The 20,678-nt window shown below is 64.3% G+C and carries 17 protein-coding genes; 10 read left to right on the forward strand and 7 right to left on the reverse strand.

All coding sequences use genetic code 11. From position 1 onward, the window contains the following. Positions 1–31: 31 nt before the first annotated feature. The 3 genes from MLE64_RS01925 to MLE64_RS01935 all read left to right on the forward strand — a co-directional run bounded on the left by MLE64_RS01925 (position 32) and on the right by MLE64_RS01935 (position 3,369). Entirely contained in the window at positions 32–460 is a 429-nt protein-coding gene (locus MLE64_RS01925; protein ID WP_243315206.1) for a VOC family protein, read from the forward strand. A gap of 70 nt (positions 461–530) precedes the next feature. Then, entirely contained in the window at positions 531–2,108 is a 1,578-nt protein-coding gene (locus MLE64_RS01930; RefSeq protein ID WP_243315209.1) for a peptide chain release factor 3, read from the forward strand. An 85-nt stretch (positions 2,109–2,193) separates the two neighbouring features. Beyond that, a complete protein-coding gene (locus tag MLE64_RS01935; protein ID WP_243315211.1) occupies positions 2,194–3,369 on the forward strand; it encodes a serine hydrolase domain-containing protein in 1,176 nt (391 codons plus the stop codon). Between the two features lie 82 nt (positions 3,370–3,451). Here MLE64_RS01935 and MLE64_RS01940 read toward each other — a convergent pair whose 3' ends face one another. From MLE64_RS01940 to MLE64_RS01955, 4 genes are read right to left on the reverse strand one after another with little or no spacing between them, the layout of a single operon-like run. Then, a complete protein-coding gene (locus tag MLE64_RS01940) occupies positions 3,452–4,372 on the reverse strand; it encodes a class I fructose-bisphosphate aldolase (RefSeq protein ID WP_243293538.1) in 921 nt (306 codons plus the stop codon). 35 nt (positions 4,373–4,407) lie between these two features. Continuing rightward, on the reverse strand, positions 4,408–5,478 hold the full coding sequence (locus MLE64_RS01945; RefSeq protein WP_243315214.1) for a DUF3187 family protein: 1,071 nt from the start codon (positions 5,476–5,478) through the stop codon (positions 4,408–4,410). A 12-nt stretch (positions 5,479–5,490) separates the two neighbouring features. After that, complete coding sequence (locus MLE64_RS01950) at positions 5,491–6,351, reverse strand: 3-hydroxybutyryl-CoA dehydrogenase (RefSeq protein ID WP_243315219.1); 861 nt, start codon at positions 6,349–6,351, stop codon at positions 5,491–5,493. Between the two features lie 40 nt (positions 6,352–6,391). Next, positions 6,392–7,078: an HAD family hydrolase gene (locus MLE64_RS01955; protein ID WP_243315222.1), complete on the reverse strand. Its 687-nt coding sequence runs from the start codon at positions 7,076–7,078 to the stop codon at positions 6,392–6,394. Positions 7,079–7,131: 53 nt separating this feature from the next. Between MLE64_RS01955 and MLE64_RS01960 the strand changes: the two genes are divergently transcribed. From MLE64_RS01960 to aqpZ, 3 genes are all read left to right on the forward strand, one after another. Next, positions 7,132–7,488, forward strand: a complete 357-nt coding sequence (locus MLE64_RS01960; RefSeq protein ID WP_243315224.1) for a hypothetical protein — start codon at positions 7,132–7,134, stop codon at positions 7,486–7,488. A 157-nt stretch (positions 7,489–7,645) separates the two neighbouring features. Then, positions 7,646–8,461, forward strand: coding sequence for a 3'-5' exonuclease (locus tag MLE64_RS01965; protein ID WP_243315227.1), 816 nt, complete (start codon positions 7,646–7,648; stop codon positions 8,459–8,461). 278 nt (positions 8,462–8,739) lie between these two features. Then, positions 8,740–9,417, forward strand: coding sequence for an aquaporin Z (aqpZ, locus tag MLE64_RS01970; RefSeq protein ID WP_243315230.1), 678 nt, complete (start codon positions 8,740–8,742; stop codon positions 9,415–9,417). A gap of 15 nt (positions 9,418–9,432) precedes the next feature. Here aqpZ and MLE64_RS01975 read toward each other — a convergent pair whose 3' ends face one another. Together MLE64_RS01975 and MLE64_RS01980 are read right to left on the reverse strand one after the other, a co-directional pair. Continuing rightward, complete coding sequence (locus MLE64_RS01975; RefSeq protein WP_243315233.1) at positions 9,433–10,203, reverse strand: TIGR00282 family metallophosphoesterase; 771 nt, start codon at positions 10,201–10,203, stop codon at positions 9,433–9,435. A 153-nt stretch (positions 10,204–10,356) separates the two neighbouring features. Further along, a complete protein-coding gene (locus tag MLE64_RS01980) occupies positions 10,357–11,826 on the reverse strand; it encodes a hypothetical protein (protein WP_243315235.1) in 1,470 nt (489 codons plus the stop codon). An 815-nt stretch (positions 11,827–12,641) separates the two neighbouring features. Between MLE64_RS01980 and MLE64_RS16005 the strand changes: the two genes are divergently transcribed. Both MLE64_RS16005 and MLE64_RS01985 read left to right on the forward strand, forming a co-directional pair. Next, positions 12,642–12,878 (forward strand): leucine zipper domain-containing protein, encoded by a 237-nt coding sequence (locus MLE64_RS16005; protein WP_423748237.1) that lies wholly within the window; start codon positions 12,642–12,644, stop codon positions 12,876–12,878. Between the two features lie 160 nt (positions 12,879–13,038). Continuing rightward, complete coding sequence (locus tag MLE64_RS01985; RefSeq protein WP_243315237.1) at positions 13,039–13,539, forward strand: DDE-type integrase/transposase/recombinase; 501 nt, start codon at positions 13,039–13,041, stop codon at positions 13,537–13,539. A gap of 77 nt (positions 13,540–13,616) precedes the next feature. On the opposite strand, the gene MLE64_RS01990 is transcribed toward MLE64_RS01985, so the two are convergent. Beyond that, positions 13,617–16,598, reverse strand: coding sequence for a TonB-dependent receptor (locus tag MLE64_RS01990; protein ID WP_243315240.1), 2,982 nt, complete (start codon positions 16,596–16,598; stop codon positions 13,617–13,619). Positions 16,599–16,778: 180 nt separating this feature from the next. Between MLE64_RS01990 and MLE64_RS01995 the strand changes: the two genes are divergently transcribed. Both MLE64_RS01995 and MLE64_RS02000 read left to right on the forward strand, forming a co-directional pair. After that, entirely contained in the window at positions 16,779–18,521 is a 1,743-nt protein-coding gene (locus MLE64_RS01995; RefSeq protein ID WP_243315243.1) for a SpoIVB peptidase S55 domain-containing protein, read from the forward strand. Continuing rightward, the gene (locus tag MLE64_RS02000; protein WP_243315244.1) at positions 18,521–20,653 is read left to right on the forward strand and encodes a hypothetical protein; all 2,133 of its coding nucleotides are present in this window, start codon (positions 18,521–18,523) and stop codon (positions 20,651–20,653) included. The genes MLE64_RS01995 and MLE64_RS02000 overlap by 1 nt, the downstream gene beginning before the upstream one ends. Positions 20,654–20,678: the final 25 nt, after the last annotated feature.

Below are 20,678 nucleotides of genomic sequence, written 5' to 3' on the forward strand. Positions count from 1 at the left end.
CCTTCTGGAGAACGAAAAGAAGGAGGACGCCATGGTCCAGCCGGTTCCGATGGGGTACCACACGGTCACGCCCTACGTGATCGTGCCGGACGGAGAGGGCTTCATCGCCTTTCTTCGGGCCGCTTTCCAGGCGGAGGAACGCAGCCGGGCGGTACGCCCGGACGGGGCCATCGCCAATGCGGAAGTCCGCATCGGCGACTCCATGGTGATGCTGGCCCAGGCCCGGGAGCCCTGGAAGCCCATGCCCACGGGGTTCTACCTCTATGTCCCCGACACCGATGCGCTGTACCAGGCCGCCCTGGCGGCTGGCGGGGTTTCGCTCATGGAGCCCTCGGACCAGTTCTACGGAGACCGGAATGCCGGCGTGCAGGACCCGTGGGGCAATCAGTGGTGGATCGCCACCCACATCGAGGATGTGGACGAGGCCGAGGTCCAGCGCCGGATGGCGGCCCGGGGTTGAGTCTCCCCTCCCGTCGCGGGACAATGGAAAGGCGCGGCATCCGCCGCGCCTTTCTTTGCTCCGGAACCCCATGTCCCTCTCCGAAGAGATCCAGCGGCGGCGAACTTTCGCCATCATCAGCCACCCCGACGCCGGCAAGACCACGCTGACCGAGAAGCTGTTGCTCTACGGCGGCGCCATCGACCGGGCGGGCAGCGTGAAGGCCCGCGAGGGCGGGGCGGCGGCCCACTCGGATTGGATGAGCATCGAGCAGGAGCGCGGCATCAGCGTCACCTCCGCGGCCATGCAGTTCGAGTACCAGGGCCGGGCCATTAACCTGCTGGATACGCCGGGCCACCAGGACTTCAGCGAGGACACCTACCGGGCGCTCACGGCCGCCGACGCCGTGGTGATGCTCCTGGACTGCGCCAAGGGCGTGGAAGAACAGACCAAGAAGCTCTTCCGGGTGGCCAACGAGCGCAAGCTCCCCATCTTCACCTTCGTGAACAAGCTGGACCGACCGGGCCGCGAACCCGTGGAGCTCATCGACGAGGTGGAGGAGCTCTTCGGCCTCCATGCCGTGCCCATGACTTGGCCCATCGGCTCCGGCACGGACTTCAAGGGCGTCTACGTGCGCGCCACGGGTCAGATCCAGGTCTTCGAGCGGGCGAAAGCGGGCCGGAAAGCCCGCGTCGCCGGGCAGGGGGGACTGGACGATCCCGAGATCGCCGCCCTGCTGACACCCGCCGAGCTCCAGCAGCTCAAGGATGACGTGGACCTCATGGACCACGTGCTGCCGTCCTTCGACCGGGAGGCCTTCCTGCGCGGCGAGCAGTCTCCGATGTTCTTCGGTTCCGCGGTGAACAACTTCGGCGTGGCGGAGTTCCTGGAGGAGTTCCTGGAACTGGCGCCCGCGCCGGGCCCGAGGCCCCTGATGGACGGTGGCGAGGTGGCGCCGGATCAGCCCTTCACAGCCTTCGTGTTCAAGGTGCAGGCCAACATGAACAAGGCCCACCGGGACCGCGTGGCCTTCGCCCGCATCGTGTCCGGGAAGTTCGACCGGGGCATGGACGCCCTGCACGTGCGCGAGAAGAAGTCCATCAAGCTGAACTACCCCCACATGTTCTTCGGCCGTGAGCGGCAGATCGTCGACGAGGCCTACCCCGGCGACATCCTGGGCCTCATCAACCCGGGCCTCTTCCGCATCGGTGACGTGCTGAGCGCCGCCGGTCCCATCGAGTTCCATGCCGTGCCCCGCTTCTCGCCCGAGCAGTTCTCCTCCGTCCGCTTGGCGGATCCCGGCGCCCGCAAGGGTTTCCTGAAGGGCCTGAACCAGATCGCGGAAGAAGGCGTGGTGCAGGTCTTCTGGCCCAAGGGCGGCGCGCCCCTGCCCATCCTCGGCGCCATCGGCCGCCTTCAGTTCGAGGTGCTCCAGCACCGCCTCAAGGACGAGTACGCCTGCCCCGTGCTGCTGGAAACCCGTGGCTTCCAGATGGCCCGCTGGATCCAGGGCGGCTGGCCTGAGCCCAGCCGCTTCTGGGGCGAGCTGGTGGAGGACGCGGAGGGCAACCCCGCCATCCTCTTCGAGAACGACTGGCAGCGGCGCACCACGGCGGAAAAGTCGCCGGGCCTCGTGTTCCTGGAGCACCCACCGAAGGAAAGATCTTGATCTGTCACCACGCCGTCGTCCGGGCGGCACACGTGACAGATACCATCCTGTTCCCACCCGCCGGTGGAGAGGAGAGGGGCCTGCCATGACGCCATCCAGGGGGTTCGGTGCGATCCATGTGGCAGGGCGGTGTCCAAGTTGGTTCCTTGGGTGGGTCCTCCTGCTGCTGCATGCGCTGGCCCATGCCCAGGCCGCATCGCCAGTCGCGCCCCTCGAAACGCCGGCCCTCGCGGGGGACGGCTGGCAGCGGCTGAGTCCCGCCGAGGCCGGCTTCGATCCCGCCCGCCTTCACGCCCTTCTTCTGGAGATGATGGACGGCCGGGCCAATCTCCATGGCGTGGTTGTCGAACGGCACGGCCGGCTGGTCGCAGAGGCCTACCGGACGGGCAGGGACCGCACCGTGAACAGCCTCTTCGCCCACACGCGGGCCTTCGGTCCCGAGGTGCGGCACGACGCGCGGTCCGTGGGCAAGAGCGTCATCGGCCTGCTGGTGGGGGTGGCGCTGGCCCAGGGGCGGCTGAAGCGCGTGGACACCCCGGTGCTCGAGTTCTACCCGGAATTCCCCGAGCTGGCCTCGCCGGAGCGACGGGCCATCACGCTCGAGCACCTCCTCGGGATGAGCAGCGGTCTGGCCTGGCATGAGGGCGGCGACGGGCCCGACGATGAGCACAAGCTGATGTGGAAGTGGACCCCGGTCTACCATCCACTGAGCCGTCCCGTGGCGGTGGCGCCGGGCACGGTCTTCAACTACAACAGCGGGGGCGCCCTGCTGTTGGCGGACATCCTTGCGCGTGCCACGGGCATGCCGTGGACGGAGTACGCGCGGACGGCCTTGTTCGAGCCCCTGGGGATCAGGGATGTGGAGTGGGTGGGAGATTTCCTCGGGAGGCCTATGGCCTACACGGGGCTGCGGATGCGGCCCAGGGACATGGCGAAGCTCGGCCGCCTGGTCCTGAACCGAGGCCAATGGCAGGGCCGCCAGATCGTGCCCTCGGCCTGGATCGACGCCTCACTGACACCACGGCTCCGCACCGGCTTCGACGACACAGGCTACGGGTATCTCTGGTGGACCGGCTCCGCGGCCTGGCATGACCGGGCCGTGCCCTGGGCCGCGGCCTTCGGGAATGGCGGCCAGCGCATCTTCGTCGCGCCCGACCTGGACCTTTGCGTGGTCATCACCGCCGGCGCCTACGGCGACCTGAAGGTGGCCCGCCAGGTCAATGCGTTCTTCCGGGAGATCGTCGCGACCGTAGGTCGCTGATCCAGCACATGACAGCCAAACGGAAGAGCGGCGCGAATGCGCCGCTCTTCATACGCGGAACGCGCAGCGTTCCGAGCGAATGCTAAGCCTTCGCGAAGATGTCCATCACCGCGTGCAGCAGCTGGATGGCCTCGGCCTTGGGCCGCTGGAAGGCATTGCGGCCCATGATGCTGCCGAAGGCCCCGCCCTTGGCGAGCTCGGCCACTTCCTGGAGTACCGCCTCAGTGCCCTTGGCCTCGCCGCCGCTGAAGATGATGATGCGGCGGCCGTTGAAGGCGCTGCGGACCACTTCCTTCACCCGGTCGGCCATGGTCTCGGTGGGGATCTGGGCTTTCTCGAAGGCCGCGGCGGCTTCCTTCACCTCGAGGTGCTGCTTGGGGGGCTTCACCTTGATGATGTGGGCGCCGAGCTGGGCGGCGATCTGGGCGGCGTAGCCGGCCACGTCCACGGCGGTCTCGCCCTCCTTGGTCAGGCCCGCGCCCCGGGGATAGGACCAGACGACGGTGGGCAGGCCCACCGCCTTGGCCTCGAGGATCAGCTCGCGCAGGCTCTCGTACTGGATGTTGCGGTCACCGCTGCCGGGGTAGATGGTGTAGCCGATGGCGGCGCAGCCCAGGCGCAGGGCGTCTTCCACGCTGCCCGTGATGGCGCTGCAGGGTTCGTGGCCCTTGCTAAGGATGTCGCTGTTGTTGAGCTTGAGGATGAGCGGGATGTCGCCGGCGTAGTCGGAGGCCACGTGTTCGATGAAGCCCAGGGGCGCGGCGTAGGCATTGCAGCCGGCCTCGATGGCCAGCTCCACGTGGTAGCGGGGATCGTAGCCGGCCGGGTTGGGCGCGAAGCTGCGGGCGGGGCCGTGCTCGAAGCCCTGGTCCACGGGCAGGATCACGAACTTGCCGGTGCCGGCCAGGCGGCCCGTGTTCATCATCCGGGCCAGGTTGGCTTTCACGCCGGGGTTTTCAGAGCTGTACCAGGACAGGATCTCGCGGACTTTGGCCGTGGCCATGGGGCACCTCGCATGGATTCAAACGCCCATTCTACCTAGAAATGCGCCGTCAGGCTCGCGCCAAGGCCCATGTCCGCGGTGTTCCCCCGGTGGGAGATGTTGTTCAGGTAGCGGAAGGTCAGGGTGGTGTGGGGCGTCCAGTGCCAGTGCACTCCCACATCGTGCTGGAGGCTGGGCTGGTCGAAGTGCTGGGAGGGCCGTCGCGGCAGGTAGCCGCTCTGCCAGTAGAGCTGGAGGAAGGGCTGGACCCGCCGCCAACGGCGGTATTCCCAGGTGGCATGGGCGCCGGCCCCGTTCCGGAACCCGATGTCCGTGTACTCCGGGCTTCCGTGGGGGCGGCGGACGAAGGCCCCGCCGAAATAGAACACATGCCGCCCCCCCGGCCTCCAGGCGCCTGTGATCCCGTAGGTCTGATCCCAGCCGGACCGGAAGGCGTCGTAGGTATGGGTGAGGGGGGGCTTGAGGCTGACCGCGGCGGAGAGCGTCCATGCGGGCGACGCCAGCAGGCGGTGGGTGAGCCCCAGGACCGGATCCTGGGTCTTCCCGAGGATGCGTTCATCGTTGTAGAAGGCGACCTTGCCGTTCTGGGCCACCGCCAGAGTCACCTGGTTCTGCAGGACGCGGTCCCGTCCGGGCTGCTCGAATCCGATCCTGTGAAAGCCCTCGATCAGAGGATCGAGGAAGCCCCCCGTGTGGTTCTGGACCGGCAGCCGGAACCACAGGTCGGTCGTGTCGGACAGTCCATACCTTCCCTCCAGCTCGAACCGGGCGATCTCTTCGTCGAAGTAGTACAGGGTCGGGAGATCGGGAAAAGCGGCGGCGGCTGAGGCGAATACCGCCTCGGTCACGGCCACGCGGCCGGAGGCGTCCCGCGGAGCATACTGCTCGAAGATGTCCGAGAACTGGAAGGTGTTGGCCTCGATCCAGTGCAGGGCCCACCGCCAGCGGCCCCGCCCGAGGGGAACGGGGTCCACCGGCTGGTAGGCCATGGTGGGCAGGTAGAGGGGGAACATCTCCCGGGTGGGGAAGGGGCCCATCTCGTGGAGGGGCTCCTCCGCGGCCAGTCCCAGGAAGGCCACGAAGGCGAGCGCCGCGCGGCGTTGCATGGCCCGCGGGGATCAGGCCTTGCTGTAGTCGTAGAAGCCGCGGCCGCTCTTCTTGCCCAGCCAGCCGGCGTCCACGTACTTGATGAGCAGGGGGCAGGGGCGGTACTTGGGATCGCCCAGGCCCTCGTGCAGCACGTTGAGGATGAAGAGGCAGGTGTCCAGGCCGATGAAGTCCGCCAGGGTGAGGGGACCCATGGGATGGTTCATGCCGAGCTTCATGATGCCGTCGATGCTCTCCACAGACGCCACGCCTTCATATAGCGCATAGATGGCCTCGTTGATCATGGGCAGCAGCACCCGGTTGCTGACAAAGCCGGGGAAGTCGTTGCAGTGGATGGGCGTCTTGCCGAGCTTCTTCGAGAGCTCCATGACCGCATCGAACGTGGCATCGCTGGTGGCCAGGCCGCGGATGACCTCGATGAGCTGCATCACGGGCACGGGGTTCATGAAGTGCATGCCGATGAAGGTCTCGGGGCGCTTGGTGACGGCGGCCAGCTTGGTGATCGAGATGCTGCTGGTGTTGGAGGCCAGGACGGCGCCGGGCCTGCAGACCTTGTCGAGGGTCTCGAAGATCTGCTTCTTGACCTCCCACTTCTCGGTGGCGGCCTCGATGACGATGTCGCAGCCGGCGAGATCCTCGAGCTTGGTGGTGGTGCGGATGCGGCCCAGGACGGCGGCCTTTTCCTCGGCGGTCATCTTGCCCTTGTCCACGCCGCGCTGGAGGTTCTTGTCGATGGTGGCCACGCCCTTGGCGGCGAAGGCGTCGCTGATGTCCTGCATCAGCACGCTGAAGCCCGCCTGGGCGAAGACATGGGCGATGCCGTTGCCCATCTGGCCCGCACCGATGACGCCGATGTTCTGGATGCTGCTCATATGGAAACCCTCCGTCTCCCCAGCATAGCGGAGGATGGGGTCACCAGCCCGCGAGCAGGGCCGGCAGGTCGCGGATGGAATCGAGCACGGGGAAGGGGGATTCCACCGGGGTGGCGACCACTTCATGGGCCCAGGTCAGGTGGTAGGGGATGTGGATCGCCCGGGCGCCCAGGGCCAGGACCGGCAGGATGTCGGACTTCACCGAGTTGCCCACCATGGTGAAGGCTCCGGGTTGGAGGCCGTGGCGCCCGAGGAGGGCCGCGTAGGTCGCCTCGTCCTTCTCGGAGACGATCTCCACCCGTGAGAAGTGGTGCCCGAGGCCGGACTTGGCCAGCTTGGTCTCCTGGTCGAAGAGGTCGCCCTTGGTGATGAGCATCAGGTCGAAAGCTCCGGCCAGCTTCGCCAGGACCTCCGCCACCCCGGGCAGGGGCTCCACGGGCTTGTCGAGCATGGCCTGGCCCAGTTCCAGCACCTTCCGGACGCCAGCGCCGTCGAGGCGGTTCTCGGTCAGCTCCAGGGCCGTCTCGATCATGGAGAGGGTGAAGCCCTTGATGCCATAGCCGTAGCGGCGGAGGTTCCGCATCTCCGTCTCGTGGAGGCGGGCGTCGATCCAGGCGTCGTCGTGGAAGGGGCGCAGGAGGGCCCGGAAGGCCTCCTGGGTCTCGGCGTAGAGGGTCTCGTTGTGCCAGAGGGTGTCGTCGGCGTCGAAGGCGAGCGTGGGGCGCATGGCGGTTTCCGTGGAGAATCCCCAGCCTACAATGGATGTTTCCCGAGGTATTTATGGCCGCTTCCAAGACCCGCACCGACTGGGCCCTCTTCCTCCTGCGCCTCGCGGTGGGCGGCATGGCGGTGATGCACGGCTTCGAGATCCTCCGCCGCGCCCACGGGGCCATCACCTTCGCCCAGGCCTCGACCTGGGGCTTTGCCCTGGGTGAGCTGGTCTGCGGTGCCCTGATCCTCCTCGGCGTGTGGGTGGCCCTGGCCGGCGGGATCCTCGTGGCCGTCCTGGGCTGGCCGCTGGTGCACGGCTGGATGCACGGCGCCGGGCCCCTGTCGAACCTGCCCGCCCTCTTCCGCTTGCTCGTAGGCCTGGCCTGCGCCGTGGGCGGCGGGGGCAAGTGGGCTTTGGAGAAGTAACCCGGCCGTTAAAGGATCTCCACGAAGGACACGAAGAAGCCCTTCAGGTGAACCTAAAGACCACGAATTCGCCTTCGTGATCTGGCTTTTCTCTTCGTGCCCTTCGTGGAGGCTTTTGAGCATTACCTAGACTTGAAGGCATCCCAGGAGCGTTCCCATGCTGCGTCCCCCGCACCACCAGATCTTCGCCTTCGACGCCGAGTGGGTGCCGGATCCCGCCACGGGGAGGCGGGTGCTGGACCTCCCGAAGGAGATGCCGGACGAGGAGGTGACCGAGCGCCTCTGGGCCTACGGCGGGGCTACGGAGGCGGAGCCCCGGCCCTACCTGAAGACGATCCTCTGCCGTGTGGTGTCCATCGCCGCGGTGATCCGCACGGTGCGGAACGGTGACGTCCAGCACAAGCTCTTCGCCCTGCCGGAGGGACCGGAAGCCCTGGCCGAGGACGACCTGCTGCGCCGCTTCCTGGTGGCGCTTGGGGACAAGAAGCCCCAGCTGGTGGGCTTCAACTCGCGGGACGCGGACCTGCCCATTCTGGTTCAGCGGGCCATGGTGCACCGGCTCTCCATCCCGGGCCTGGGACGCAGCGCGGAGAAGTGGGCGGCGGGCGACTTCTTCGACCGCTACGGGAACCAGCACATCGACCTCCGCGAGATCACCGGCGCCTGGGGGAAAGCCTCGTCCACCCTGCACGAGCTGGCCACGGCCTGTGGCATTCCGGGCAAGCTGGGCACCGACGGCAAGAGCGTCATCGATCTCTGGCGGGCGGGGGACATCGCCGGCATCGTCCGCTACAACCAGTTCGACGCCCTCACCACTTTCCTGGTGTGGCTGCGGGCCATGACGCTCTCGGGCCACCTGACGCCTGAGCAGATGGAGGCCGAGGAGGCCCAGATCCGCGCCCTGGTCCAGCAGAAGGCCGAGGCGGACCCGGCCTTCAACCTCTACCTGGAGGGATGGGCCCAGCTGGCCTGACTCAGCCGTAAAAGCAAGCAACCGCGAATGACGCGAAAGGGCGCAAAACGTGGCGGAAGCAGGATCGTTCGCCATTCACGCGCCCGCAGAGCGATCCGTGTCATTCGCGATTCGATCATTCCAGGCGGAGGCAAGTCGATCACCAGGTTTGGCTTCCCTTGGTGTCTTGGTGGTGCTCTTTGGCTTTTGAGGGCCGAAAGAGTAGGCATCCTCCCGGCGGATGGATAGACTGACCCCAGCTTTCCAGCCATCACGCTTTTTTCTTCCATGGAGGATGTGTGAACAAGCGGCTTGCGGCGGAATTCTTCGGGACCCTATGGCTGGTGCTGGGCGGGTGCGGCAGCGCGGTGCTGGCCGCGGCCTTTCCGGGCGTCGGCATTGGCCTCCATGGCGTGGCCGTGGCCTTTGGTCTCACAGTGCTGACCATGGCCTTCGCCATCGGCCCCATCTCAGGCTGCCACCTGAATCCGGCTGTGACCCTGGGCCTGGCTGTGGGCGGGCGCTTCCCCTACAAGGATGTGGCCGGCTATTGGCTGGCCCAGGTGCTGGGAGCCGTGGCCGCCTCGGCCATCCTCTATGTCATCGCCACGGGCAACGGGTCCGCCATCGGCGGTTTCGCGGCCAACGGCTATGCGGACCACTCTCCGGGCAAGTACGGGCTGGGCGCGGCCTTCCTGACCGAGGTCGTGATGACCTTCTTCTTCCTCATGGTGATCCTGGGCAGCACCGCCAAGAAGGCGGCTCCGGGCTTCGCCCCCATCGCCATCGGCCTCTGCCTCACCCTCATCCACCTCATCAGCATCCCGGTGACGAACACCTCCGTGAATCCCGCCCGCAGCACGGGACCGGCCCTCTTCGTGGGTGGCTGGGCTCTCGGTCAGCTCTGGCTTTTCTGGGTGGCGCCCCTCCTCGGCGCCGCGATTGCCGGCTGGCTCTTCCCCAAGCTCGAGGACTGAGCCCCTCGAAGGTCCTTACAGCTTCCTCAGAATCCGCTCGATGCTGGTCGCCTTCCGGCCCTCGGTGGTGACCAGCACGGCGTGGAGTTGGAGGTCGCCCTCGGCCACCTCGTACTTGGGGCGCTGGACTCTGAGGAAGCGGCCGATGCTGGCCTCCTTCTTCATGCCGATGACGCCGTCGTAGGGGCCCGTCATGCCGATGTCAGTGACGTAGGCCGTGCCGCCGGGCAGCACCTTGGCATCCAGCGTGGGCACGTGGGTGTGGGTGCCCAAGACGGCCGCCGCCCGGCCCTCCAGGTGGAAGCCCATGGCCTGGGCCTCGCTGGTGGCCTCGGTATGCATGTCCACGATGACGAGATCCGACCGCTCCTTCTGGAGGATGGTGTCCACGCCCCGGAAGGGGCAGTCGCAGGCGGGCATGTGCACCCGCCCCATGAGGTTGATGACGAGGACCTCGGCCCCCGAGGGCGTGTGCAGCTTCACCCACCCGTTCCCCGGTGTGTCGGGGGGGTGGTTGGCGGGCCGCAGCAGGCGGGGTTCCAGACGGAAGTAGCTCTCGATCCCCTTCACGTCGAAGGCATGGTTGCCCGTGGTGATGACGTCCACCCCGAAGCGATCGAACCATTCCCGGGCGATGGTGTCCGTGATGCCGTGGCCGTGGGCGGCGTTCTCACCGTTCACGACCACGAGATCAGCGCCCGTCTCCCGGCGTAGCTCGGGCACGAAGGCCTCCACCAGCCTCCGCCCCGGTTCCCCCACCACATCGCCCAAGCAGAGAATCCTCATGCGGCACCCCCGGTTCCGCACCCGGCGGGCTTCGGCTTCGCCAATGTGGCACTCCACTCCTGCTGCATGCTCATGCCTCAAGCCTAATGGAAAAAGGGCGGCGCTGGCGCGCCGCCCTAAGTAAGAGGATGACTTTAAGAAGTAGAAGTAAATCTATCGGTAAGGACCACCAATATATTCTGTGGTGCCTGGTATGATCGTGGGAGTGTATGTTTTAGTGAAGACAAGTTCTTTATCTGAATTGACGACATTTGGATCATTGATTTTAAATTTGAACACATATGTAATATTAGGTTGATTTGCCGAGGTTCCATCATAATCTGCAAGATAGGAACCTGGATTTGGAAACGAGTGAGGGGAAGTTACCGGGGTTTCATTTTTTGTGCTCAACACTGGTGCCATTGATGTTCCAAAACTCACAATAACTTGCTCTGATTCGAGTTGCATTCCACAGTTGGGATTAATGTATACTGTTGGAGAAGTTGTGCTAGCATGTAAAGTTTTGAAATAGTATGTACCAACGTGCTCCCAATCATCACCAACATTTAGAACCCAGATTTCGTCAACAAGAGTATCCATAACAATAGATGGTGATTGATCAATATTGACAACTCCCCAGTTAACCGTTTGCACTGGCCGATAACCATCAGCCATTTGTGGACCAGGGTTTAAATAGTAATTTCCGGACCAGCTAATTGCATTTTGAGCTTCAATGTTACCACTCAATGTGAATTGAAATTTTCCAGCAAAATTAAGTGGGACTGCTTGCTGAGTGCCCTTATTGGCACCACCTATAAATGAATTTATTGCCCCGGCAAGTCCAATCGCATATGGAGCAAGGGTTCCGTCAGTGGCGATCGTGGCGGCTGCAGCAGCCGCATATCCTATCCAACCCTGGGCATTCTGATTTTCATTAGCGAAATTTTGAATACCATTTAGTGCTTTGGTTGCGCTCTGATAATCAGAATAACCAGCATTAATGGCATTAAAGGCCCTTTGAAGATCGCTGGTGGAACCAACTCCGGTTGGTTTATAATTCCCCATGACTTGATTAAGAGACATGGTTCCAGCACCTACCAGTGTTATTTTGCTTTCATCAATTGGAGTAACATTTACGGTTAGGACGGGATCATACTTATTTGATGTAGCTAGATCGGGATCATAGCCAGCCGCAACAATATCAAAGGTTGCCCAGCCCCTATAGGCATTCATCGGGGAGAGCTGAAATTGACTTGTAGAGCCATCGTAGTTGGTAATAAAGCTTTTAGCCTGATCAGCTGAAAAGGTGAAAAGTGCCGATGAGTAATGATCGGGGGTGCTAGGAGAAATCGTGGTAGCGCCATTACGAAATTTGATTTCAGCTTTATATGCGGTATGGGAGTCTGCTGGAGCGTTATAAAACATAAAGCGTAGTAGACCGCGGTATTTATTGTAAAGAGCTAGAAATGGAAGGGGTGGAGCATCCGTAGCAGTGCCAAAATCTCTGTACGCAAGAGTCCACCCATCTTGTTTGTACATGTCTTTTAGTGTGCCTGGGAGATTCAAAGGATCATTAGGTGAAAAAAATGGAAGTTGAACATTATCTAAGCGTATAGGCGTGGTTCCGTTTAAAGAATAGTACATGGTGTGGCCACTAAGGCTATCAGTGGTCCAGTCCCAATTGGGGTCGAGATTCGGGTCTCCGGGCAATAGCATCACAAATGCTGATTGTGCGGAGTTCCTCTGAATCTGCTGGACTGTCGTTTGGGCAATAGCCCCGCAGCTTACTAATATAATTAGCGAGCTTATACGCAATATTCTTTTCATAATCTAGGCCCTCCTTTGGCCTGTGAGGTATAGATTGCCGCCTTATGGAAATAAAATTAGGTTAAGTGGCTTGGCCGTAGCCGAAACCACGGGGCTGAACCCGACCACCTGCGATCGGGCCCGGTCGGACAATCGGTTAGGCAACCCACCTAGGACACTTGTGAACCCCTGGTGGTTGTACCTCCCGACCCATACAAAGAGCGAAGTAGAAGCCTGTTAGGCACTGGCAAAACACTGACCGTGCACCTGGGCTACTGACCCAATGGGTGATGATGGCAAATTTTTTGAAGACTCTGGAGTGATAACCCTGAACGGTAGTGATTCGTAGGCCGAACGGTAGAAGAACCACTCGATCGCAGGGTGCGCCGATGGCCAGAGAACTTTCAGTCATCGCTGGTGACGGGCCTGCCGCGAAGCTGAAGGTCTCCCTCGACCACCTCGTGATTTGGGTGCTGCACCTCCTCCAGAAGAGGCGCTTACTGTGGAATGGACAGTCACAGTGGGGATTTGCAGTCGACCTATGAGGTTAAGGATTAACACTGTAGTGTTGCTAGGTTTAAGTGCCAATCAGGTTGTTCACTCGAATTCTGGGAAGCTGAAAGTGCCAACCAACAGCTTTCCGGGAGACTCGGGTGAACATCCATAGTCGAGCGCGATCCTGCCCTTTCAGTCGAGCCCTATTTGTTCAGAGGGTTCTTTCAGGGATGAGTGTCATCCAGGCCTCAGAGTTGGCCGAGTTCAGTGAGCGGACAGGCCACAAGTGGCTCAAGCGCTTCCGGCTGGAGGGGAACCGGGCCTCCAGGACCGCATCAGCCAGCCCCGTCGCCTGGCGCGAAGCCATGGACTTGGCCTTGTCGTCGAGGCCGTAGGTTGAAGACGGCGGGGCCAAGCGGCTGTCCGGATCGCCGCCGAGCTGGCCTTCCCCGCTCCACTGTGGGTTTCTGGCTGCGGAAGGCCGGGATCTCCAGGGCCTCGGCCCTCCAGGAGAAGGAACCGCCCAATCGCGATGAGCACGAAGCACCGGGCGACTTGCTTCACCTCGATACGAAGAAGCGCGCCAACTTCCACGAAGTAGGCCACCGCGGCACGGGCATTCGCCACCACAAAAACCGCAAGGCGGGTTACCAGGTGCTGCATGTCTGCAACGACGACCACTCCCGGGCTAGCTACATGGAGGTGTTGCCGGATGAGAAGAAGGGCACCACCGCGACCTTCCACCAGAGGGCGCTTTTGCATTTCCAGGCCCAGGGCGTCCAGGTTCGGAAGCTGCTGGCGGACAACGGCTCGTCTTACCGATCCAAGGAGTTCAAGGCCATGCGCGAAGCCTGCGGCCTCAAGCACAGTCGCACCCGGCCCTACCGCCCGAGAACCAACGGCAAGGCCGAGCGGCTGATCCAGACCGCCCTCCGAGAGTGGGCCTACGGTCCCATCTGGCAGAGGATCACCGACGGCGCCAGCACCGAGTTCGGCCGCATGGGCGGCGGTTCAGACGAACGGAACCAGGCGCTCGGCGCCTGGTTCCGTTACTAAAATCACCACAGACCTCATTCCGCCCTCGGTGGTCAGCCCCCGGGCACAAGGCCGAACAACATCATTGGCAACGACAACTAGAACGCGAACCGCGCGCCGAGCTGGATCTGGCGGGCGGAGCCGATCCAGTTCTGCTGCGGGTTGAGTGCAAGCTGCTGTGCGTCAACCGTGGAGACGTTCGAGGTCGTGGTATTGGGCACCGAGGGAGTCCTGTTTGACAGGTAGGTGTCCTGGCGGTTGAACAGGTTGAATACGTCGGCCGATAGAGTCAATTTGATCCGCTTGGTAAATTCGATGTCTCTACGAAGCCCAAGGTCGAAAGTCAAGGTTGATCCGGCTCGCTGGGTATTACGGCCCGTGTCGACGCCATTCTGGAAGTAACGATCGTTTGAGGTATTCCCGTCACCGTTCACGTCGGCACCGTACGTCAGGGTATAGGGGGTCCCGGTCTGGTAGCGCACAGAAATGGACGCGAGGATTCCGGTAACCTGCTTGTCGAGGAAGCTGAAGTAGCCGGTCAACACCTGGCGACGATCCGTGTCGGCATAGCCCCACTGGTTCCCCAGAAGGCCTGCATCCTGGATGCTGATGCCCGAGTAGTTGCGCTCGTTGGAATCGCTATCCTTGTTGATGGCGTAGGTGTAGTACAACTGGGCGTCAAAAGCGCTGCCATCCTTGTGGTACTTCAGACTGGCCGTGTAGGCGTGGTAGAGGCTGGTGGCATCCGAGAAATACATTCCCATGGTGCCGTAGTTGGCATTTGGCCGGATTGGCGTCCAGGAGATGGTGGTCCGTCCCCCGACCGTTGTAGTCGTGAGAGTGGAAGGGTACATCAGGCGACCATAGGCATTGGGGGTAGGTGTACCGAGATTAAGATCTGCGGTTCGCTCCAGTTGCTTGCCCCTGGCGTAGGTGGCGGATAGGCCGAGCACCAAGTCGTTGAAGAAGGGGCGCTCGGCGCCGATGTTCACGCGGTCGGTGTAGGGGTTCTTGAAGTCCGGGTTGAAGGTCCAGATGTTGAATCCCGTGAAGGTCACGCCCGCCGGCAGGGAGGAAATCCAATAGGGGTTCGCCGCGTTGAAGGAGGCCCCGATGGGGATGCCATAGGTGGCGGCATCACCCGGCTGGAAATCCTTCGATCCTGTGCGGACGCCGTTGGCAGCGTAAGCCTGGTAGAAGAACACGGCTGGCGTGGTGCTGACGTAGCGGCCGACGCTGCCGCGGATCACGGTCTTGCCCTGGTCGAAGGCGGGGGTCCAGGTGAAGGATACGCGGGGCGAGAACTGGCTGTCCGAGGGGATCTTGGCCGTGATGGGCATGGGGTTCGCGAGCGGGTCACCCATGTTCAGGATCGGATAGTTCGGGTTCTCCTGGCGGTCCCAGCGGATGCCGGCCCCGAGCTTGAAGGTGTCGGTGAGGCGCCATTCGGCCTGGATGAAGGCGGCCATCTGCTTGTAGCTGGTGTCGAAGAGGCCAGCCTGCTGGACGGGGCTGTTCAGGCCGAAGTTCTGGCGGTAATAGCTCCAGAGGCCATTACGAAAATCAGCAAGAGAGTTGAACTGGTAGACCCCCTGCCAGTTGCCGGCGAAGAACTCCGACACGTTGATGTCGTTGTAGTCCACGCCCGCCTTCACCTGGAACGTGGGCGTCACGTAGCTGATGTTCTCCTGGATTTGGGTGCGCTTGGTGTTGTAGGTCCGGTCGAAGGGATAGGCGCCGTAGTAGCCCACGTTGCTGATGCTGACCTCGGGGAGGTGCGAGTAGGTCGAGCGGGGCATGTCGTCCTTGGTATGGCTGACGCGGAACTCGTTCATCCAGTTCCCGCTGATCACCCAGTTCCACTGCAGCACGTAAGCGTCGGTGGTCACGTCATCCGAGGCCAGGTTTTCGGAGGCGGCCATGGTGCTGGCGCCGGTGACGCCGTTGAACTTGGAGTGGTTGATCCGGAACTGGATGCTGTGGTCGACGGTGGGGTTCCAGTCGAAGCGCAGGAAGTAGACGTCGGAATCCGCCTTGGCGGAGTAGTCGCCGGCCTTGGCCAGGAGCACCGCATCATTGGGGTAGGTGGCGGGGTCCAAGGCCACGGGCCGGCTGCCGCCCCACACCTGATGGACGGGGTCCTTCCGGCGCTGGGCGTCGTAGGCCACGAAGTAGAACAGCTTGTCCTTGAGGATGGGGCCGCCCACGCTGAAGCCGAACTGCTCCTGCTGGAAGTCTCCGACTGGATTCGTGGTGGTGGTGCCGTTGGGCTGACGGAGGGTCGGGCCAGCCTCCACCCAGCCCCGGGGGCGCTGGTAGTAGAAGAGGCTGCCGCTCAGGTCGTTGGTTCCGTTCTTGGTGATGGCGTTCACATAGCCGCCGCCCATGCGACCGAACTCGGCGCTGGCGCCGTCGGTGATCACCTGGTACTCGCGGATGGCCTCGATGGAGATGGTGAAGGGAGTCTTGCCCTCGGCTGCGCCAGTGGCGCCGCCGAAGAAGGGCTCGTTGTTGTCGCCGCCGTCGATGTTGATGGAGGTGTTCACGCCGCGCTGGCCAGCGATGGCGAGGTTGCCACGGCTGCTGTCCACCACGACCTGGGGGGCCAGGGTGGCGAGGTTCGTGAAGTTGCGGTTGAAGACGGGCAGATTGGTGAGGTTGTCGGGGGAGATGATGGCAGCGGCGCTGGCGCGCTCGGTGTCCACCTGGGCGGAGGCGGCGATCACTTCGACCACGGCGCCGGTCTCGGGGGCGAGCTTGATGGTCAGGGGGGCGGCATCGCCGAGGTTCAGGTTCACCTTGACGTTGCTCGCGGTCTGGAAGCCGGCCTTGGTGACGGTGACGGTGTAGGGACCCACCGGCAGAAGGGTGGCCAGGTAGCGACCTTCGGCGCTGGTCTGCAGGGTGCGGGTGAGGCCGGTCTCGGTGTTCCGGATGACCACCGTGGCTCCGGCGACGCCGGCGCCCTGGTTGTCGAGCACGCGACCGCCCAGCTGGGTGGAGACACCCTGGGCCATGATGGGGGCCGCCGCCACGAGCAGGGCCACAAGGGATGAGCCGGCGAAATGCCTTGATCGCATGAGAAGTTCCTCCGTGTTCTTCAAAGAATAGCCAGGGGGGGCATCGCAATAAAAGGGATCTGTTGGTCAAGGAACGAAAAAGTCACATGCAGCATCTGAAATTCACAGGGGCGCCCGGCCGGCGGCCGTCCCGGTCACCGGGACTGTCCTGCTAGGCTTCATACATTCCTTGAGATATCAATGAAACTGGTCGCCCTCGCCTTCGCCCTCTTTTCTCTGGTTCCTCTGGCAGGCCAGGGGCCCGCCACCCTCCCGGTCACGGAGATCCGGGCGGGCATGAAGGGGTATGGCCGGACGGTGTTCCAGGGCGGCAAAATCGAGCGCTTCGACTTCGAAGTGCTGGGGGTGCAACGGAACGCGGCCCCAGGCAAAAGCCGCATCATGGTCAGGGCCTCCGGGGGGCCCCTGGCGGATACGGGAATCCTGGCCGGCATGAGCGGCAGCCCCTGCTTCATCGATGGGAAGCTCATCGGGGCGCTGAGCACAGGCCTTCTCTTCGAGAAGGAGGCCATTGGCGGCATCACCCCCATCGCCGAGATGCTGGACCAGCTCCGGGACATCCCGGAAACCCCGCCCAGCCGCACCCCCCTGATCCTGCCCAAGCTGGAGCCGCCCAAGGTCCTCAAGGCGGCCCTCTCGGGGCAGATGCTGGATTTCCGGACGCTCATGGGCGAGCCGGACCCCCAGGCCATGCCGATGTCCATCGTCGGCAGCGCGCTTGGACCTGAAGCCCGTCGTCTCTGGGCCGGATTTCCGGTCGCCTTCGCCGCCGCGCCGGTCCTATCCGGGGGCGCGCGGGAGGAGGCCAGTCCTCTCGAACCCGGCGGCATGGCGGCCGTCACCCTCATGCAGGGAGACCTGGATCTTGCCGCCGCGGGCACCATCACCTACGTCTCGGGCAAGCGGGTGCTGCTGTTCGGGCACCAGCTGTTCAACCTCGGATCCGTGGACCTGCCCCTCTGGTCCGCCACGGTGGCGAGCACCGTGGCCAGCTACCAGAGCTCCTTCAAGATGGCCATGCCCGTGGCGCCCATCGGCGCCTTGCGGCTGGATCGCAGCTCCGGCGTCGCGGGGCTGCTGGGGGCCGAAGCGCGCATGGTCCCCCTGCGGATCGGCCTGAACCTGGGGGGGAAGCGCACCCTGAATTTCCGGTTCGAGTTGATGGACCACCCCGTGGCCACTCCGGCCCTGGTGGCCACGGCCGTGGCCCAGACCCTGGACGCCCACACCCGTGGCCTCGGGCTCCAGAGCCTGTCCATGCAGGGCAACATCAAGCTGGCCGGGCATCCGGCCATCCTGATCGAGAACGTTATCGCGGACCTGAACCCCTCGCGCATCTCCCAGTACGTCGGCGCCATGCTCCAGGCCATCACGCTCAATCCCTTCGAGAAGCCCGTGTTCGAAGGCATCTCCCTCACCATCAAGGCGGAGGAGCGGCTGGATCTCTCGGCCATCGCGGGCGTCCGCCTCCTCAAGGCCCGGGCCAAGCGGGGGGAGATCCTTCCGGTGCTGGTCACCCTCCAGAACATCCAGGGCGTGCGCGAGACCGCCACCTTCAACATCCAGGTGCCCTCCTCAGCGGCCAAGGGCAAGGCGACCCTCATGGTGGGCGATGGGTTCAGCCTCATGGCGGCCGATCCGGATGAGCGCATGATCGAGGTGGCCAACCTGGGGGATGTGGTCCGACTCCTGAACGGGGCCCTCCGGAACAACCACGCCTACGCGCTGCTGGTGCAGAGCCAGCCCGGCGCCGGGCTTCGCGGCAGCCGCATCGAAGGCATCCCGCCCACGGTGGCGACCCTGGTCAGCGGGGACGGGGCCAGCAGCGACAACAAGCTCCAGCGGCGGATCGTGGGCCGGGCCGTCCTGCCGCTCGACCGCGAGGTGCGGGGGCTGAGCCAGCTGGACGTGGAAATCGAGTGATGGACATGAATCGAAAGGGCTCTATGCGCTGGATGACGTTTCTTCTCTCCGCGGTCGTGGGCGTGGCGGCCCTGGCGGATCAGCCCGTGGCCACCTTCTCCGGGTTCAACGACTGGCTAGGGTCCGAGACCCACGGTGTCCGCATCGGGGCTGACGGCCGGCTGCGCCTGGCGCCGAACTTGCGTCGTGTGGGCCAGCTGCCAGAAGGCGTGATCTGGGCGGCCGTTCCGGATGGCTCCGGGGGCGCCTACCTGTCCGCCGGCACGGACGGCAAGATCTTCCACTACACCGGTGGCCAGGTGAAACCCCTGGGCCAGGTGAAGGGGGGCATCGTGTTTGCTCTGGCGCGCCTGGGCCAGGATCTGATCGTGGCGCCCACGGGAGAGGGGAAGCTCTTCCGCGTGTCCCCTGCCGGCGACGTGAAGCCTTTCGCGGACATCGAAGCCCGCATCGTTTGGGCCCTGGCGGTGGATGGGGATGCGGTCATCGCCGCCGGTGGTTCGGAGAAGGGCGCCGTGCTGGTCCAGGCCCGGAGCGGATCGAGCCGCCGCCTGGCGGAGCTGGCAGACGAGACGGCGTTCACGGCCCTGACGCCGGACGGGCAGGGGGGCTGGTACCTCGGCAGCCATGGCCGGGGCCTGGTGCTCCGCTACAGCCGCCAAGGCGATCGTCTCGAGACGCTGATGGATACGCCCTTTGAAGAGGTGCGCGCCCTGGCCGTGGCCGATGGGCTGCTCTATGTCGGCGCGGACAACGGGCTCACGCCGAAGTTCAGCACCGGCCAGCTGGAACGGCGCGAAGGCTATCTCCAGGCGGATACCGCAGCGGCCACTCGGTCGGCTGTCATCCGCCTGGACCGCGATCGGGTGCCCGAGACCCTGTGGCAGAGCGCCCAGAGCCAGGTCTACGCCCTGACCCCGTGGAAGGGCCAGCTGCTGGTGGGCACGGGCAACCGTTCTCGCCTTTTCTCGCTGCCCCTCGGCAAGGCCCACGATACGGATCCCTTCGCCGTGGTGCAGGAGCTGGGCACGGCGCAGGCCACGGCCTTCCTGCCCTCCGGCGGGGATCTACTCGTGGTGGGCTCGAATCCTGCCGAGCTGCACCTGCTGTCCGAAGCCCAGGCCACCGAGGGCACCGTCGAATCCCGGATCCTCAAGGGTGCGCCCCTGGCGGACTGGGGCCGGGCCTACCTTGACGCCGACACGCCATCGGGCACCAACGTGGAATTCCAGTTCCGCACGGGGAGCACGGAGACGCCGGATGCCACCTGGAGCCCCTGGACGCCCCCCCTGCGCAGCGGCGAGCGTCCGGCCCTGCCGTCCTCGCGGTTCGCCCAGTTCCGCCTGCGCCTCAGCAGCACCCGGGGCGGCGCCACGCCCGTGGTGGAGACCGTGACCGTCCACTGGGCCCATCGCAACCTGGCCCCGATCTGGGAGGGCGTGGATACCATGCCGCCGGGCCTGGTCATCACGCGCACGGCGCCCCCGGATGACATCGGCATCGAACGGGTGCCCCTGGAGACGCAGAAGCTCATCCCGGCCATGGGCTACATGGGCGCCGAGAAGCGCAGCTTCCGCCGGGGCGCCCAGAGCTTCGTGTTCCGCGTGAACGACCCCAACGCCGACACCCTCCAGTTCGCCATCCGGCTCGTGCCCGAGCGGGGCGCGCCGATCCTCCTGGAAAAGGCCTGGAAAGAGAAATTCTTCAGCTTCGACACCCTGCCCGTGCCCGATGGCCGGTACCGCCTCGAAGTGACCGCTTCGGACGCCCCCACGGCGGCCTTCAACGTCGCCCTCACCAGCCTCTGGCGGACCGCCCCCTTCATCATCGACCACACGCCGCCCACCATCTCCGAGCTGAGCGCCACGCCCGAGGGCGAGGGCGTCCGGATCCGCTTCGTGGCCCGGGATGAGACCTCCACCCTGAAGGAGGCCGCCGTCAGCGCCGATGGGGAGCACTGGCTCCAGATCGTGCCGGAGGATCGGGTCTTCGATCAGAAGGACGAGCGTTTCGATGTGGTCGTGCCCCGCGATGCCGTCCGCGGCGACCGCGTCCTCGTGAAGGTCGGGGACCAGAACAACAATGAGCAGGCAGCCGCGGTCACGCTTGGCGCGGTGGGCGCCAAGCGTTAGCCATTCCCTCCGCAGAAAAGCGGGG

Origin of the sequence: Geothrix paludis (assembly GCF_022808815.1) — a bacterium.
Lineage (GTDB): Bacteria > Acidobacteriota > Holophagae > Holophagales > Holophagaceae > Geothrix > Geothrix paludis.